The sequence below is a fragment of the Brenneria izbisi genome (genome assembly GCF_025840185.1).
Lineage (GTDB): Bacteria > Pseudomonadota > Gammaproteobacteria > Enterobacterales > Enterobacteriaceae > Brenneria > Brenneria izbisi.
The window spans coordinates 58,141-72,073 of the sequence record NZ_JAMPJU010000005.1; the positions used below are offsets into that span (position 1 = coordinate 58,141).

The 13,933-nt window shown below is 46.0% G+C and carries 17 protein-coding genes and 1 pseudogene; 11 read left to right on the top strand and 7 right to left on the bottom strand.

The window, feature by feature from the left end; translation table 11 throughout:
• The first annotated feature begins 9 nt into the window (after positions 1–9).
• From NC856_RS08425 to coaD, 7 genes are all read left to right on the top strand, one after another.
• Complete coding sequence (locus NC856_RS08425; RefSeq protein WP_264089988.1) at positions 10–912, top strand: hypothetical protein; 903 nt, start codon at positions 10–12, stop codon at positions 910–912.
• A gap of 53 nt (positions 913–965) precedes the next feature.
• Positions 966–1,373: a sugar 3,4-ketoisomerase gene (locus NC856_RS08430; protein ID WP_404802319.1), complete on the top strand. Its 408-nt coding sequence runs from the start codon at positions 966–968 to the stop codon at positions 1,371–1,373.
• Positions 1,373–1,843, top strand: a complete 471-nt coding sequence (locus NC856_RS08435) for an acyltransferase (protein WP_264089989.1) — start codon at positions 1,373–1,375, stop codon at positions 1,841–1,843. The genes NC856_RS08430 and NC856_RS08435 overlap by 1 nt, the downstream gene beginning before the upstream one ends.
• Entirely contained in the window at positions 1,836–2,939 is a 1,104-nt protein-coding gene (locus NC856_RS08440) for a DegT/DnrJ/EryC1/StrS family aminotransferase (RefSeq protein WP_264089990.1), read from the top strand. The genes NC856_RS08435 and NC856_RS08440 overlap by 8 nt, the downstream gene beginning before the upstream one ends.
• Positions 2,940–3,026: 87 nt before the next feature.
• A complete protein-coding gene (locus NC856_RS08445; protein WP_264089991.1) occupies positions 3,027–3,911 on the top strand; it encodes a glycosyltransferase family 2 protein in 885 nt (294 codons plus the stop codon).
• Between the two features lie 279 nt (positions 3,912–4,190).
• Positions 4,191–5,468 carry a lipid IV(A) 3-deoxy-D-manno-octulosonic acid transferase gene (gene waaA, locus NC856_RS08450; protein ID WP_264089992.1) on the top strand — a complete coding sequence of 426 codons (1,278 nt, stop codon included), beginning with the start codon at positions 4,191–4,193 and terminating at the stop codon, positions 5,466–5,468.
• A 33-nt stretch (positions 5,469–5,501) separates the two neighbouring features.
• A complete protein-coding gene (coaD, locus tag NC856_RS08455; RefSeq protein WP_264089993.1) occupies positions 5,502–5,987 on the top strand; it encodes a pantetheine-phosphate adenylyltransferase in 486 nt (161 codons plus the stop codon).
• A 7-nt stretch (positions 5,988–5,994) separates the two neighbouring features.
• Here coaD and NC856_RS08460 read toward each other — a convergent pair whose 3' ends face one another.
• From NC856_RS08460 to radC, 5 genes are all read right to left on the bottom strand, one after another.
• Positions 5,995–7,080 carry a glycosyltransferase family 4 protein gene (locus NC856_RS08460; protein ID WP_264089994.1) on the bottom strand — a complete coding sequence of 362 codons (1,086 nt, stop codon included), beginning with the start codon at positions 7,078–7,080 and terminating at the stop codon, positions 5,995–5,997.
• 39 nt (positions 7,081–7,119) lie between these two features.
• Entirely contained in the window at positions 7,120–7,929 is an 810-nt protein-coding gene (gene mutM / locus NC856_RS08465) for a bifunctional DNA-formamidopyrimidine glycosylase/DNA-(apurinic or apyrimidinic site) lyase (protein WP_264089995.1), read from the bottom strand.
• A gap of 137 nt (positions 7,930–8,066) precedes the next feature.
• Entirely contained in the window at positions 8,067–8,234 is a 168-nt protein-coding gene (gene rpmG / locus NC856_RS08470) for a 50S ribosomal protein L33 (RefSeq protein ID WP_004392084.1), read from the bottom strand.
• 11 nt (positions 8,235–8,245) lie between these two features.
• Entirely contained in the window at positions 8,246–8,482 is a 237-nt protein-coding gene (gene rpmB, locus NC856_RS08475; RefSeq protein ID WP_009110942.1) for a 50S ribosomal protein L28, read from the bottom strand.
• Between the two features lie 238 nt (positions 8,483–8,720).
• Positions 8,721–9,386: a RadC family protein gene (gene radC / locus NC856_RS08480; protein WP_264089996.1), complete on the bottom strand. Its 666-nt coding sequence runs from the start codon at positions 9,384–9,386 to the stop codon at positions 8,721–8,723.
• Positions 9,387–9,569: 183 nt separating this feature from the next.
• Between radC and coaBC the strand changes: the two genes are divergently transcribed.
• The 3 genes from coaBC (at position 9,570) to slmA (ending at position 11,965) form a co-directional block, all read left to right on the top strand.
• The gene (coaBC, locus tag NC856_RS08485; RefSeq protein ID WP_404802320.1) at positions 9,570–10,826 is read left to right on the top strand and encodes a bifunctional phosphopantothenoylcysteine decarboxylase/phosphopantothenate--cysteine ligase CoaBC; all 1,257 of its coding nucleotides are present in this window, start codon (positions 9,570–9,572) and stop codon (positions 10,824–10,826) included.
• A complete protein-coding gene (gene dut / locus NC856_RS08490) occupies positions 10,795–11,253 on the top strand; it encodes a dUTP diphosphatase (protein WP_264089999.1) in 459 nt (152 codons plus the stop codon). The genes coaBC and dut overlap by 32 nt, the downstream gene beginning before the upstream one ends.
• Positions 11,254–11,368: 115 nt before the next feature.
• Positions 11,369–11,965 (top strand): nucleoid occlusion factor SlmA, encoded by a 597-nt coding sequence (gene slmA / locus NC856_RS08495; protein WP_264090000.1) that lies wholly within the window; start codon positions 11,369–11,371, stop codon positions 11,963–11,965.
• A 71-nt stretch (positions 11,966–12,036) separates the two neighbouring features.
• Here the strand turns inward: slmA and pyrE are convergent, their stop codons facing one another.
• Complete coding sequence (pyrE, locus tag NC856_RS08500; protein ID WP_264090001.1) at positions 12,037–12,678, bottom strand: orotate phosphoribosyltransferase; 642 nt, start codon at positions 12,676–12,678, stop codon at positions 12,037–12,039.
• Positions 12,679–12,987: 309 nt separating this feature from the next.
• Here pyrE and NC856_RS17775 point away from each other — a divergent pair.
• A pseudogene (locus NC856_RS17775) lies at positions 12,988–13,155 on the top strand (type II toxin-antitoxin system HicA family toxin); the annotation flags it as partial.
• A 58-nt stretch (positions 13,156–13,213) separates the two neighbouring features.
• Here the strand turns inward: NC856_RS17775 and rph are convergent.
• Entirely contained in the window at positions 13,214–13,930 is a 717-nt protein-coding gene (gene rph, locus NC856_RS08505; RefSeq protein WP_264090002.1) for a ribonuclease PH, read from the bottom strand.
• Positions 13,931–13,933: the final 3 nt, after the last annotated feature.

A 13,933-nucleotide genomic window follows, 5' to 3' on the forward strand; every position in this document is an offset into this window, starting at 1 on the left:
ATTAATAATATGAAAATAACCTCCATTGTAATAATTTACAACTCTTCACTAAAAAACTCTGACACACTGAATGATATTTCTAAATGTGAACTTGAAAATATAGAACTAGATCTTTGTATTTGGAATAATGGCCCATCACTGTTAAATGAAGATGATATATCAGAGTTTTTTTCAATATGCCAAAAAAAAGGAATAGGGGTAAGAATTTATCAGAACACCCAAAATTTATCCCTATCAAAAATTTACAACTTTTTTATTAAAAATGAAAAATTTGAATTTATTACCATTCTGGATCAGGACTCTCATTTACCCAAAAATTATTACACAAATATAGCATTGTATCACGATGCAGACATTATTTCCCCCATCATATTTGCAGAAAAAAATGGTGTTAATATACAGACAGATCCCCATATCTACGGGGATATAAATATCATGATAGATGAAGGTAAAGTAGACATAAAAATAGATTCTGTTATGTCTGGCCTGGCTCTATCTCAAAACGGCATTGACAAGATTATGTCATTTAGAGGTTATGTCTTTGAAGAAAGATTAGCATTTTATGGCATCGATAGTGATTTCTTCAGAATAATAAACATAATGATTGACAATAGAACCCCACTTAACATCTATTGTTCAAACAAAATCCATCACTCCTTCGCAATGTTTAACATAGCCAACAAAAAAAACTCATTCCGTATCATGGAATTATTTTACTATAAATCTTTTATAAGGAATGAATATCAAAAAAAATCCAAAATAAGTACAATATTTATATATTTAAGAGATTTTCTACGAGGGAAAATAGAATTCTACAGAATGAAGAATTTACTCGTTTTCACAATGAGTAATATGCATCCTCGATCAAAAATAGATTTAAATAAAAAAACAGTTCCAACACATAGAATATAGAATAACTTTATATAACTAAATATATTAGCCTCGTATCTATATAGGATATATACATGATAAAAATAAACTTACTAAAATTACAAACTCATGGCGATGAACGAGGTTCCCTTGTCGCTCTGGAACAAGATAATAATATCCCTTTTGAAATAAAAAGGGTTTATTACATGTTTAATACTAAAAAAGGAGTCAAGAGAGGTTTTCATGCACATAAAGAGTTAAAACAGGTTGCTATTGCTGTAAGAGGATCCTGTAAATTTTTACTTAATAACGGAACAGAGCAGGTAGAAGTCCTATTAGATGACCCAACACAAGGGCTGTTAATTGAATCATTCATTTGGAGAGAAATGTATGACTTTTCAGAAGACTGTGTATTAATGGTTCTTGCGGATAGATTATATGATGAATCTGATTACGTAAGAAATTATAATGATTTTCTTAGTTTTATTCGAGGAAATTCATAATGTTTATTCATCCATTAAGCGATGTTCATTCAAAAAATATAGGTCTACGAACGAAAATCTGGCAATTTTCAGTGATACTGGAGAAAGCAAAAATAGGTTCAAATTGTAATATTTGCTCGCATACCTTCATTGAAAATGATGTTATCATAGGGGATAACGTAACCATAAAATGTGGTGTATATATTTGGGATGGCATTATAATTGAGGATAATGTATTTATTGGCCCAAATGCGACATTTACAAATGATAAAAATCCTCGTTCAAAAAAATACCCTGAAAAATTTTTAAAAACAATTATAAAGAAAGGAACATCAATAGGGGCAAACGCAACAATATTGCCAGGTCTTATTATAGGTGAATATTGCATGATTGGCGCGGGATCTGTGGTAACTAAAGACCTACCAGCTTATAGTATTGCCTTAGGAAATCCGGCTAAAATTACAGGAAAAATAGATAACAATCATGATTAACTTTCTAGATTTACAGGAAATCAATAAACAATATCAAAAAGAACTCAAGGAGGCTTGCTCACGAGTTATTGATTCTGGCTGGTATATTACAGGAAAAGAACTGAGCAATTTTGAAAGTAAATTTGCAACCTTTTGTGGAACCAAATATGCAATTGGCGTAGCAAATGGATTAGATGCTCTAGTTCTTACACTTCGAGCATGGAAATTGCTGGGTAAACTCAATGATAATGATGAAGTTATTGTTCCAGCAAATACGTATATCGCCTCAATACTGGCGATCACTGAAAATAATCTAATACCTGTTCTAGTTGAGCCTAACAAAGATACTTATAATTTATCACCAGAAAACATTCGTTCAGCTATAACAAACAGAACAAGAGTCATATTACCCGTACATTTATACGGTCAATTGGCACCAATGGAAGAAATATTACATATAGCTAAAGAATATAATCTTCTGATTTTAGAAGATTCTGCTCAAGCACATGGCGCTCATATCGCAGGAAAAAAGGCAGGCAACTGGGGGCATGCTTCAGGCTTTAGTTTTTATCCAGGAAAAAATCTTGGTGCTTTAGGTGATGCAGGCGCTGTCACAACCAATGATGATGAATTGATGCAAACGATAAAAGCCTTAAGAAACTATGGTTCGCATCAAAAGTATGAGAATATTTATTGTGGCGTAAATAGCCGACTGGATGAAATACAAGCAGCAATGCTTTCTGTAAAACTGACTTATCTGGAAAAAGAAACTTTATGTCGACAGAAGATTGCGAAAATATATCTTCAAGAAATTAATAACCCGCTCATTACGCTTCCCGTAGTAGAATTAAAAACAAGTCATGTATGGCACTTATTTGTTGTAAAATGTAAGAAACGCCATGATTTTCAGGAATACTTGCTTAAAAATGGTATTCAAACACTTATTCATTATCCGATACCACCACATAAGCAAAAAGCATATTCTAAGTTTAACCACTACACTCTCCCTATTACAGAACAGCTTCATGACGAAGTCATTTCTTTACCCATATCACCAACTATGAAGATTACTGACGTTAATTACATAATCAACATTATTAATGCTTTTTCTTTATGATTTTCACTACACCTACTGATAATACCAGACGATAATAACTGCTATACTTGTATTTTTAAATAGATATTTGTAATTTGGACAGTTTGAATGAAAATAAGTGTTTTCGTACCAATGTATAACCATGAGTCATATGTGGAGAAATGTTTAACCAGTATATGCCTCTCATATAGTGACAAAATATATATCGTCGCCTGTGATGATGCCTCTACAGATAACACCTATAACGTAGCAGAAAAAACATTAAAAAGGCTGAAGGATATATATCATGATAAATTAGATTATACCCTTCTTAGAAATAAAAAAAATCAAGGTATCTGTTACAGTCTTAACCGTTGTATAGAGTTAATAAAAACAGAATATTGTTATCTAATTGCCAGCGATGACTACCTTATAGAAAAATCTCTTGACCTAGCTGTTGATACCATACACTCGGGGAATTATGATGCCATAATAAGTGATTGCCGTGTTGTTAGTATGGAAGGGAAACTGCTTTTTGAAAGTGCGTTTTTTGACTATAGGAATGCTAGCGAAGTAGCGTTAAAATCCAAATATATGAAAGATGAACTCGTAATGAACTGGACAGTCCCCGGCCCTTCTCTTTTATTACGTAGATCCGTCTATGATCGAATTGGTAACTATCAAATTGGATTGAAAGCAGAAGACAGAGACTTTTATCTCAGATTACTTTCTCAGTGCAATGTTATATTTTCTGAGAAGAAAATAGCCTGCTATAGAATACATAACCACAATATTTCCGCATCAGAAAAATACAAATGCAATATAAACCAGGAAATGGCATCTGTTAATGTTAAACATGCCAAACTTTACTCTGGATTATCCAAAGCCTATTTAGAAACTTATGCTCTTGAATTAATCTCAGGAGAAGAAAGAATTGCACGACGTCATAGAGAGAAGTTATATAAGTCATTTAAAAGAAAATTAAAATTACTTTCATTTCTACATTTAATATAATTATTTAAAATATAGTTTTATAAAAAATCAATCTGAATAAATATAGCTATTACAATATATTTACTCTACCACTTATGATGATCAATAGAATAATTTTCGGTTCAAGGAAGAATGTTTGCAACCATACAGCGATAATTTTCACCTAAAACAATCACCTGTTTACCGAAGATTCCGGCACTTTCGTTATTCGATTCACTCACGGGCCAACTTTTACAAATAGCCTTATCCCACTGAACCCGATAAAATCGCCACCAGCGATAACTAACGACACTAAAACGCATGCTACAAACCCTCTACACCATTCTTCTCTACCTTATCCAGCCCTTGATATGGCTTCGCCTGTGGCTTCGGGGACGTAAGGCACCGGCTTACCGCAGGCGCTGGAGCGAACGCTATGGATTTTGCGCCGAGAAAGTAAAACCCGATGGCATTATGCTGCATTCTGTTTCCGTGGGCGAAACGCTGGCGGCCATTCCTCTGGTCAGGGCATTGCGTCATCGTTACCCAAACCTGCCGATCACCGTCACCACCATGACGCCAACCGGTTCAGAGCGTGTGCGCTCCGCTTTCGGCGATTCGGTCTACCACGTCTACCTGCCTTATGATTTACCCTTTGCATTAAAACGTTTCTTTAATCAAGTACGCCCAAAAGTTGTCATTATCATGGAAACTGAACTGTGGCCGAATCTGATCGCGGAGTTGCATAAGCGCAAAATTCCTCTGGTGATCGCCAACGCCCGTTTATCTGCGCGATCTGCTGCGGGTTATAAAAAAATTGGCCGTTTGACGCGTCACATGCTGCGCCGTATCACACTGGTGGCGGCGCAGAATCAGGAAGATGGCGAACGTTTTATTGATCTCGGTTTGAAACGTTCAAGTCTGACTGTCACCGGTAGCCTCAAGTTTGATATTTCCGTTACCCCTGAGTTGGCTGCGCGAGCGGTGACGCTGCGCCGTCAATGGGCGCCACACCGTCCTGTGTGGATTGCCACCAGCACCCACGAGGGTGAGGAAGCCATTATTTTAGCGGCACATCGTCAGCTATTGGCAACATACCCTGATTTGCTGCTTATCCTGGCGCCTCGTCACCCGGAACGATTCGCGACCACCCAAGCTTTAGCGCAAAACCAGGGGTTCACTTACACCTTACGCAGTGGTACAGAGCAACCGACTGCCGACACGCAAGTCGTTATTGGTGATACCATGGGCGAGTTAATGTTGCTCTATGGCATTGCTGATCTGGCATTTGTAGGGGGCAGTCTGGTTGAGCGGGGCGGACATAATCCACTCGAAGCCGCAGCGCACGCTATCCCTGTGCTTATGGGGCCGCATACTTTCAACTTTAAAGATATCTGCAACAAACTTGAGCAGGCGGACGGTCTGATCACCGTAACCGATGTGGCGTCCATCACGAAAGAAGTGGGCAATCTGCTCGCTGATGAAGATTATCGCCGCTACTATGGTCGGCATGCGGTCGAAGTGTTGCACCATAATCAGGGCGCACTCCAGAAGTTACTGACATTGCTGGAACCTTATCTGCCGCAGCGAACCCATTGAGCGATAAAAACCTGTTTCGTGTATGAGGCAACCATGACAACCAAGGCGATTTATCCTGGCACATTCGATCCATTAACCAATGGTCATCTGGATTTACTGACCCGTGCCTCACTCATGTTCGATAAACTGGTGCTGGCCATTGCAGCCAGCCCAGGCAAAAACACGTTGTTCTCGCTGGATGAGCGGGTCGAGTTAGCCCAAAGAGCAACCCAGCACCTGAAGAATGTCGATGTTGTCGGCTTCAGCGAGTTGATGGCCCATTTTGCCCAGCGTCAGCAGGCAACCATTCTGGTTCGTGGTTTGCGCGCCGTTTCTGACTTTGAGTACGAACTCCAACTCGCCAGAATGAACCGCCACCTGATGCCGAAACTGGAGAGCGTGTTCCTTATGCCGTCAGAAGAGTGGTCGTTTATTTCCTCTTCGCTGGTCAAGGAAGTCGCCCGTCATGGCGGCGATGTTTCTCATTTCCTGCCCGTTTCTATTGCTGACGCTCTACAGAAAAAGCTGTCCGACGCTTAAAAGCACATCAGGATCTGATAATACTCATCAGGCTATGTGTATTGGCCTCCAGACCAAAACGCGCCCGGACATCCTTCTGGCCCGCTTGCGCATAAGACTGCATGGTCGCTTTATTTGCCAGCGCGAAATCCAGCGCTTTCACCCATTCCTCAGGCTCATTACGGGATACGATAAGGCCGGTAACATGGTCTTGAACGGTTTCGGGCAATCCACCTTCATTACTGATGATGACCGGGACGGCTAACCCCAACGCCTCGATTTGCGCCATTCCCAACGGTTCTTTCGTTGAAGGCATAACCAGCACATCAGCTCGCTGCAATACGGCGGCGACCGACTTTAACTCTCCCATCCAGATATTTTTCTGCAAACCACGCTGATTAATTTCTTTTTTTAATTTTTCAGCGTCGCCACCACCCGCAATAATATATCTTAGCTGGGGTCTGCTTTTTATTAATTCGCTCATCGCTGAGAGAATGATGCTGTGTCCTTTTTCCTCTCTTAGCATACCAAGCTGAATAATCACATCTCCCTGATGTTCATTAAGCCAATCAGATAAATCTTTTCTGACAGGCAGATCGATCTCATTATCGAGTTTGGCGAAATTAATTCCGGGGTAAACCACACGGATCTCTTTCCCCGGAAACTGCGGCTTGATCTTGTTGATCATGAACAGACTCGGCACCATGACCAAATCAACAGGAAGGAAACGATTGAGGGGATTCGGCTTTCTATTAGTGTAATACGTTCTCGATCTGATGATTTTAGGCCGTCTTGTCAACATGATCGCAGCAATGCACAAATTATTGGCATCATGTCCGCTATGACAAATACAAGCCATCGGGCGATATTGCTTGATGGCTTTTCTGATACCCAGGATCGTCGGTAAATGAAAGCTGTTACGGAAAGGCAGATTAATGACCGATAAACCGCGTGATCGCGCTTCACCATCAATGCGTCCTTTAGGATTGCACAATAAACAGGTGGCTAATCCCTGAGCATTCAATGCTTCCATCTGTTGCAGAAGCTGCCACTCTTGCCCTCCCATATTTTTCGAGCTTTCAAGGAAAAAGACGACACCGCGATTTTTATACATACATCACCCCTGATTTGATAAAGGTGATTGCAGGAAAAACTAACGCTGACAAATCCGACAAAAGAACGTACTGCGCTGTCCATGCTTCGCCGTTTCTATTGGTGTTCCGCACCGTCGGCAACGCTCTCCCGTCCGTCCGTAGACCTGAAGCGCCTGAGCAAAATATCCCGGTTTGCCATCGGACTGGAGAAAATCGCGCAATGTGGTGCCACCTTGCTCAATCGAGCGCAACAACACACGTTTGATGGTAGCGGTCAGTAAATGCGCTTCGGCTTCACTTAATGAACCGACCGCCCTGTCCGGCCTGATGCCCGCCATAAACAGCGACTCGCTGGCATAGATATTCCCCACGCCAACCACGATCTTGTTATCCATAATCCACGGCTTGGCCAGCGTCTTTTTCCCACGCGATCGCTGATACAGATAATCCCCCGAGAACGCCTCGCTTAACGGTTCCGGTCCCAGATGCGCAAGCACCGCGCTTTCCTCTGGATTCTCTGTCCATAACCAGGCGCCGAAACGCCTGGGGTCGGTATAGCGCAGAACCTTGCCGCTATCCATCACCAAATCGACATGATCATGCTTCTCCGGTTCAATATATTCCGGCAGGATACGCAGGCTGCCGGACATGCCCAGATGTACAATAATCCACCCGGTGGTTAATTCAATCAGCAGATATTTGGCGCGCCGGTGAACGCCCAGAACCCGCTGATCGCTGAGCGATAAGATTTCGCTGGAAACCGGCCAGCGCAGGCGGGTATTCCGAACATCGGCATAGAGGATCGTATGGCCTACAAGATAGGGAGAAATTCCCCGACGACTGGTTTCAACCTCTGGTAATTCAGGCATCACTCATCTCCTGGGAAATGCCGGATAAGTTAACATAAAAACACCACATCCTCAGCAACCGCTCAATAGGAATAGGCCGGAAATTCTGCCATAAAAAAACCCGGCCAGAAGCCGGGTTTTTCAGTCATCCACTAAAATTATTTAATTTTAGCTTCTTTATAGATCACGTGTTGACGGACAACCGGATCGAATTTCTTCAGTTCCAGTTTTTCCGGCTTCGTGCGCTTGTTCTTCGTGGTGGTATAGAAGTGACCAGTACCAGCAGAAGAAACCAGCTTGATCTTCTCGCGAACACCCTTAGCCATGATTCAGTTCCTTAATACTTTTCACCACGGGCACGCAGATCGGCCAGAACCGTCTCAATACCCTTCTTATCAATAACGCGCATACCTTTAGCGGATACGCGCAGCGTTACAAAGCGCTTTTCACCTTCAACCCAGAAACGGTGTGAGTGCAGGTTCGGCAGAAAACGGCGTTTGGTCGCATTCAGTGCGTGGGAACGGTTATTACCGGTCACCGGACGCTTGCCAGTAACTTGGCAGACTCGGGACATGTCTATTCTCCAAAAATCAAATCAGCTCGAGCTTCGTATAGGATGTTGGCCGCCTCGTCAGGCTCTAGAGCCCATCTCAGCAACTTCACTGAAAAGACTCCGTCATCAGGATAAACCTGCTGAGATAGGCTCTTAACGCCACACCCAAGATTCTCAAAGGTGGCGTAGTATACGCTCTGAAGCGTTAGCGCTCAAGTCCCGAACAGCTAAAGATCCCGAAGGATCGCGGAAATATCTGTTAAATCCATCCACGCTCGGCAAAAGAGACATATTCACCGAGTCCAATGACCAGATGATCAAGCACGCGAATATCCAATAACAGACAAGCCTTGATGATTTGTTCGGTTATCGCACGGTCAGCCTGACTGGGCTCCGCTTTCCCGGAAGGATGATTGTGCGCCAGAATCAGCGCGGCGGCGTTGGCTTTCAGCGCTTCACGCACAATTTCCCTTGGGTGAACTTCCACGCTGTTAATAGTACCAGCAAACATCTCCTGATGACGAATAACCCGATGCTGATTATCTAAAAACATGACCAGAAACACCTCCCTTTCCCGGCGCGCCAACAATAATTGCAGATATTGTCCGGTAACTTCCGGGCTGAGCATGGCGTCCTCTTTCGCCAGACGAGACGAAAATAATCGCCGCGACAGTTCCGCTACCGCTTTCAACTGAGCATATTTTGCCAGTCCGATCCCTTTTGCCATACAGAATGTTTCCTGATCGGCTGACAACAGTTGATGAAGCGAACCAAATTCCGCGAGCAAATTCTCGGCCAGTTGCATCACATGGATACCGGGCAACCCAGTACGTAAAAAAATCGCCAGCAGTTCCGCATCCGTCAGCGTTTCCACCCCTAGACTCACTAGTTTCTCACGCGGCGCCAGCCTATTATCCCAGTCCATCCACCCTCCTCATCTGACAGCGGTCATTATGACAGCCTCCCAGGAGCGGAACGACAGCAGACGGAACAGGGTGCGAAGCGCTACGCAATTTTTATCCGTAAAAGCGCGCAACCGCGTAAGACTCCTCGCTATCGTCAAGGTTATGGTAAAATAACCGCTCTTTCGGTTTTCAATCGGATCATGATGATGACGGAACTTTCCAGCCAATCTGTTTCTGGCCAACGTATTTCCGGCAAACGAATCGTTCTCGGTATCAGCGGCGGTATTGCAGCTTACAAATGTCCTGAACTGGTGAGACGCCTGCGCGACTGCGGCGCCGATGTTCGCGTGGTCATGACGCCTGCCGCCAAAGCCTTTATTACGCCTCTGACGTTACAGGCCGTATCGGGCTACCCGGTTGCCGACGATCTGCTCGATCCCGCGGCGGAAGCTTCCATGGGCCATATTGAGTGGGGAAAATGGGCTGATTTGGTGATCATTGCGCCCGCCACCGCCGATCTGATCGCGCGGTTGGCCTCAGGCATGGCCAACGATCTGCTGACCACCCTTTGCCTCGCAACCGCGGCGCCGATTGCCGTCGCCCCGGCGATGAACCAGCAGATGTATCGCGCCGCGTCCACACAGGACAACCTGAATACGCTCGCGGCGCGTGGCCTGATGCTCTGGGGACCGGATAGCGGCAGCCAGGCCTGCGGCGATGTCGGCCCTGGGCGGATGATTGACCCGCTGGCGATCGTTGAACGCGCTCAGCGTCATTTCACCGCCGTCAACGATCTGCAACATCTGAATATCATGATCACCGCAGGCCCGACGCGGGAAGCACTCGATCCTGTGCGTTTCATCAGCAATCATAGTTCCGGGAAAATGGGATTCGCCATCGCCCAGGCCGCGGCGTCCAGAGGGGCAAACGTGACGCTGATTTCCGGCCCCGTCGCGCTGACGACGCCGCGAGGCGTGACGCGGATTGATGTCGATAGCGCGCTGGATATGCATTTGGCCGTGATGACCGGGGCGCCGCAACAACATATCGTTATCGGTTGCGCAGCCGTGGCGGACTACCGCCCCAAGTTCATCGCCGACGAAAAAATCAAAAAGCAGGGTGATGAAATCACTGTCGCCATGATAAAAAATCCAGATATCATCGCTGATGTCGCCGCGATGGATGAAAATCGGCCTTATGTCGTCGGGTTTGCCGCCGAAACACAGAATGTGGAAGAATACGCGCGGCAAAAGCTGGCGCGTAAAAATCTGGATCTGATTTGCGCTAATGATGTTTCCCTTTCCGGGCATGGTTTTAACAGTGAAACCAATGCATTACATCTTTTCTGGCAAGACGGGGACAAGCAGTTGCCACAATGCGACAAGCTTCTTCTTGGCCAAAACTTAATCGACGAGATTGTCAGCCGTTATGATGAAAAAAATCGACGTAAAGATTGTTGACCCGCGAATTGGTCAGCAATTCCCCTTACCGACCTATGCGACGCCGGGTTCCGCCGGGCTGGATTTGCGTGCCTGTCTGGATCAGGCCGTTGAATTAAAAGCGGGTGAAACCACGCTGATCCCAACCGGGCTGGCAATTCATATCGCCGATCCCCATCTGGCGGCCATGATCCTGCCCCGCTCTGGTCTCGGCCATAAACATGGCGTGGTGCTGGGTAATCTGGTTGGTCTGATTGACTCTGACTATCAGGGGCAGTTGATGGTTTCCGTCTGGAACCGCGGTCAGCAGACATTCACCATTGAACCGGGCGAACGTATCGCACAGATGGTTTTCGTTCCTGTTGTTCAGACCGAATTTAATCTGGTCGAAGATTTTGTCGGCAGCGAACGTGGAGAAGGCGGTTTCGGCCATTCTGGTCGTCGCTGATACACATCAGCCGCCTGACAATGTAAAAAATTCGTATAAGCCACAGCACGTTATCGTGACTGTGGCGCTAGCGGCTGTTTGTCAGTCAAATTTTTAGCAAGGGTCTTTTCACACCATGGCAGAAAAAGAAACTACGAAAAGGAATCGTCGCGAGGAAATTTTGCAGGCGCTGGCGCAGATGCTGGAATCCAGTGACGGCAGCCAACGTATCACCACGGCGAAACTGGCTGCCAACGTAGGGGTATCCGAAGCCGCGCTTTACCGGCACTTCCCCAGTAAAACGCGGATGTTTGACAGCCTGATCGAGTTTATCGAGGACAGCCTGACTACGCGCATCAATCTGATCCTGCAAGATGAAAAAGAAACGTTTAATCGTTTGCGGTTGATTTTATTGCTTATTCTTGGGTTTGCGGAACGTAACCCCGGTTTGACGCGCATCATGACCGGTCACGCGCTGATGTTTGAACAAGATCGTTTGCAAGGACGTATTAATCAACTGTTCGAACGTATCGAGTCGCAGTTGCGACAGGTGTTACGCGAACAAAAATTACGCGACGGCAAAGGCTTTCAACATGATGAAACGCTGCTGGCCAGTCAGTTGCTGGCGTTTTGTGAAGGCATGCTCTCGCGCTTTATTCGCTCCGAGTTCCGCTATCGCCCGACGCAGGAATTTGATACCCGCTGGCCTCTGCTTGCCGCGCAACTGTATTAACGTTCTGCCTGCCGACACATTCCCGCCAGAAGTCTCTCTGGCGGAAACGCTAACCTATCAGCAGGCTATTTTTAAATGCCGTATTGCTCACGGTATGCTTTTACCGCCGTCAGGTACGCAGCCATCTCCGGTTTTTCCGCCAGATAGACGATCAAATCTTTCAGGGTAATGATGGAAATCACTTTGCACTGATAATCACGCTCAACTTCCTGAATAGCCGAAATCTCGCCGCGTCCGCGCTCCTGGCGATCCAGCGCGATCATGATGCCGGCCAACGTCGCGCCGTGCGTCGTAATGATCTCCATTGACTCCCGAATCGCGGTGCCGGCGGTGATCACATCATCCACCAGCATCACTCGTCCTTGTAACGGGCTGCCGACCAGACTGCCGCCTTCGCCGTGATCTTTGGCTTCTTTACGATTAAAGCAGTATGGAATATCGTGTTCATGGTGTTCCGCCAGCGCTACGGCGGTAGTGGTGGCAATCGGAATGCCTTTATAGGCCGGCCCGAACAACAAATCGAATTCAATGCCTGAATCTACCAGCGCCTCTGCATAAAAACGCCCCAACAATGCCAGGTCGCGACCGGTATTAAACAACCCGGCATTAAAGAAATAGGGGCTGATACGCCCTGACTTCAGCGTAAACTCACCGAATTTCAATACCTGCTTACTGAGCGCAAATTCAATAAACTGGCGCTGATAGGCTTTCATTAACGCTTCTCCTCGTTTTACGGGTTAATAGATTTAATCCGGTTAGCGTCTCATCTCACGACTTTTTGGCATCGGCTAATGGGCTAGATAAAGCACATCTGACAAATAACCTGCTGCAAACCGGAACAATTAATCGTTTATCGTATGTTCGCATGCCCTGATATTTTTTGCAGTTTGAAAATGTGAGGTAAAGCGGTCTATATCCGGTCAAGGTCATCCGCCGGGTAATGACAGTTCAAAGCAAGCGATAAGTGCGTTTGACTTCATAAATTGACCTCTTATGCACAGTGCCTAAAATGACTTCAAAAGATGACATCATGGAATCGGCATGAAGGAAAAATAGCCAGTCCGAGGAAAAAGCAACGGGAAACGCCGCACCAGATTTTTAAAACACCGGTGTTATCCGGCGTGAAATGATCAGATATCGAATCGCTTATCACGGCATTAGGCGGTGAAATTAAGGAAGAACGGGGGTCAAGCGTGCGCGGCAACGCTTTTGAAAGGCGGGCTGGGATTGCCAGGCCGCCATAAAAAATCAATCGGCTAACGCCGCTTTCTGCGCCTGGATGATGTTCCTGATGCCTTCGCGAGCTAATGCCAGCAAGGACAATAACTCTTCGTGGGTAAAGGGTTCACCTTCCGCAGTGCCTTGCACTTCAATCATGCGCCCGTCTTCGGTCATCACCACATTCATGTCGGTTTCGGCGGCGGAATCTTCCACATATTCCAGATCGCAGACCGCTTCACCATTGACGATACCAACCGACACCGCGGCGACCATGCCTTTGAGTGGATTTTTCTTCAGTTTACCGCTGGCGACCATCTGATTCAGCGCATCGGCCAATGCGACGCAAGCGCCGGTAATGGAAGCGGTGCGGGTGCCGCCATCCGCTTGCAGCACGTCACAATCCAGCGTGATGGTGTACTCACCCAGGACTTTGAGATCAAGCGCGGCACGCAGAGAGCGGGCAATCAGACGCTGGATCTCCAGCGTCCGCCCGCCCTGTTTGCCTTTGGCCGCTTCACGCGCATTACGGCTGTGCGTCGCACGCGGCAGCATGCCATACTCGGCGGTCACCCAGCCCTGGCCTTGCCCTTTCAGAAAACGGGGGACGCCCTCTTCAACCGTGGCATTACATAAAACTTTGGTATCACCAAACTCGACCAGAACCGATCCTTCGGCATGCTTTGTGTAATGGCGGGTCAATGTGAGGGGGCGTACTTGTTGCGCACTTCGGCCTGTGGGTCGCATGGC

Bases quoted from the DNA above. Each gene is read 5' to 3' on its own strand.
- NC856_RS08425 (WP_264089988.1), top strand. From the start codon at position 10: ATGAAAATAACCTCCATTGTAATAATTTACAACTCTTCACTAAAAAAC.
- NC856_RS08430 (WP_404802319.1), top strand. From the start codon at position 966: ATGATAAAAATAAACTTACTAAAATTACAAACTCATGGCGATGAACGA.
- NC856_RS08435 (WP_264089989.1), top strand. From the start codon at position 1,373: ATGTTTATTCATCCATTAAGCGATGTTCATTCAAAAAATATAGGTCTA.
- NC856_RS08440 (WP_264089990.1), top strand. From the start codon at position 1,836: ATGATTAACTTTCTAGATTTACAGGAAATCAATAAACAATATCAAAAA.
- NC856_RS08445 (WP_264089991.1), top strand. From the start codon at position 3,027: ATGAAAATAAGTGTTTTCGTACCAATGTATAACCATGAGTCATATGTG.
- waaA (WP_264089992.1), top strand. From the start codon at position 4,191: ATGCTACAAACCCTCTACACCATTCTTCTCTACCTTATCCAGCCCTTG.
- coaD (WP_264089993.1), top strand. From the start codon at position 5,502: ATGACAACCAAGGCGATTTATCCTGGCACATTCGATCCATTAACCAAT.
- NC856_RS08460 (WP_264089994.1), bottom strand. From the start codon at position 7,080: ATGTATAAAAATCGCGGTGTCGTCTTTTTCCTTGAAAGCTCGAAAAAT.
- mutM (WP_264089995.1), bottom strand. From the start codon at position 7,929: ATGCCTGAATTACCAGAGGTTGAAACCAGTCGTCGGGGAATTTCTCCC.
- rpmG (WP_004392084.1), bottom strand. From the start codon at position 8,234: ATGGCTAAGGGTGTTCGCGAGAAGATCAAGCTGGTTTCTTCTGCTGGT.
- rpmB (WP_009110942.1), bottom strand. From the start codon at position 8,482: ATGTCCCGAGTCTGCCAAGTTACTGGCAAGCGTCCGGTGACCGGTAAT.
- radC (WP_264089996.1), bottom strand. From the start codon at position 9,386: ATGGACTGGGATAATAGGCTGGCGCCGCGTGAGAAACTAGTGAGTCTA.
- coaBC (WP_404802320.1), top strand. From the start codon at position 9,570: ATGATGACGGAACTTTCCAGCCAATCTGTTTCTGGCCAACGTATTTCC.
- dut (WP_264089999.1), top strand. From the start codon at position 10,795: ATGATGAAAAAAATCGACGTAAAGATTGTTGACCCGCGAATTGGTCAG.
- slmA (WP_264090000.1), top strand. From the start codon at position 11,369: ATGGCAGAAAAAGAAACTACGAAAAGGAATCGTCGCGAGGAAATTTTG.
- pyrE (WP_264090001.1), bottom strand. From the start codon at position 12,678: ATGAAAGCCTATCAGCGCCAGTTTATTGAATTTGCGCTCAGTAAGCAG.
- rph (WP_264090002.1), bottom strand. From the start codon at position 13,930: ATGCGACCCACAGGCCGAAGTGCGCAACAAGTACGCCCCCTCACATTG.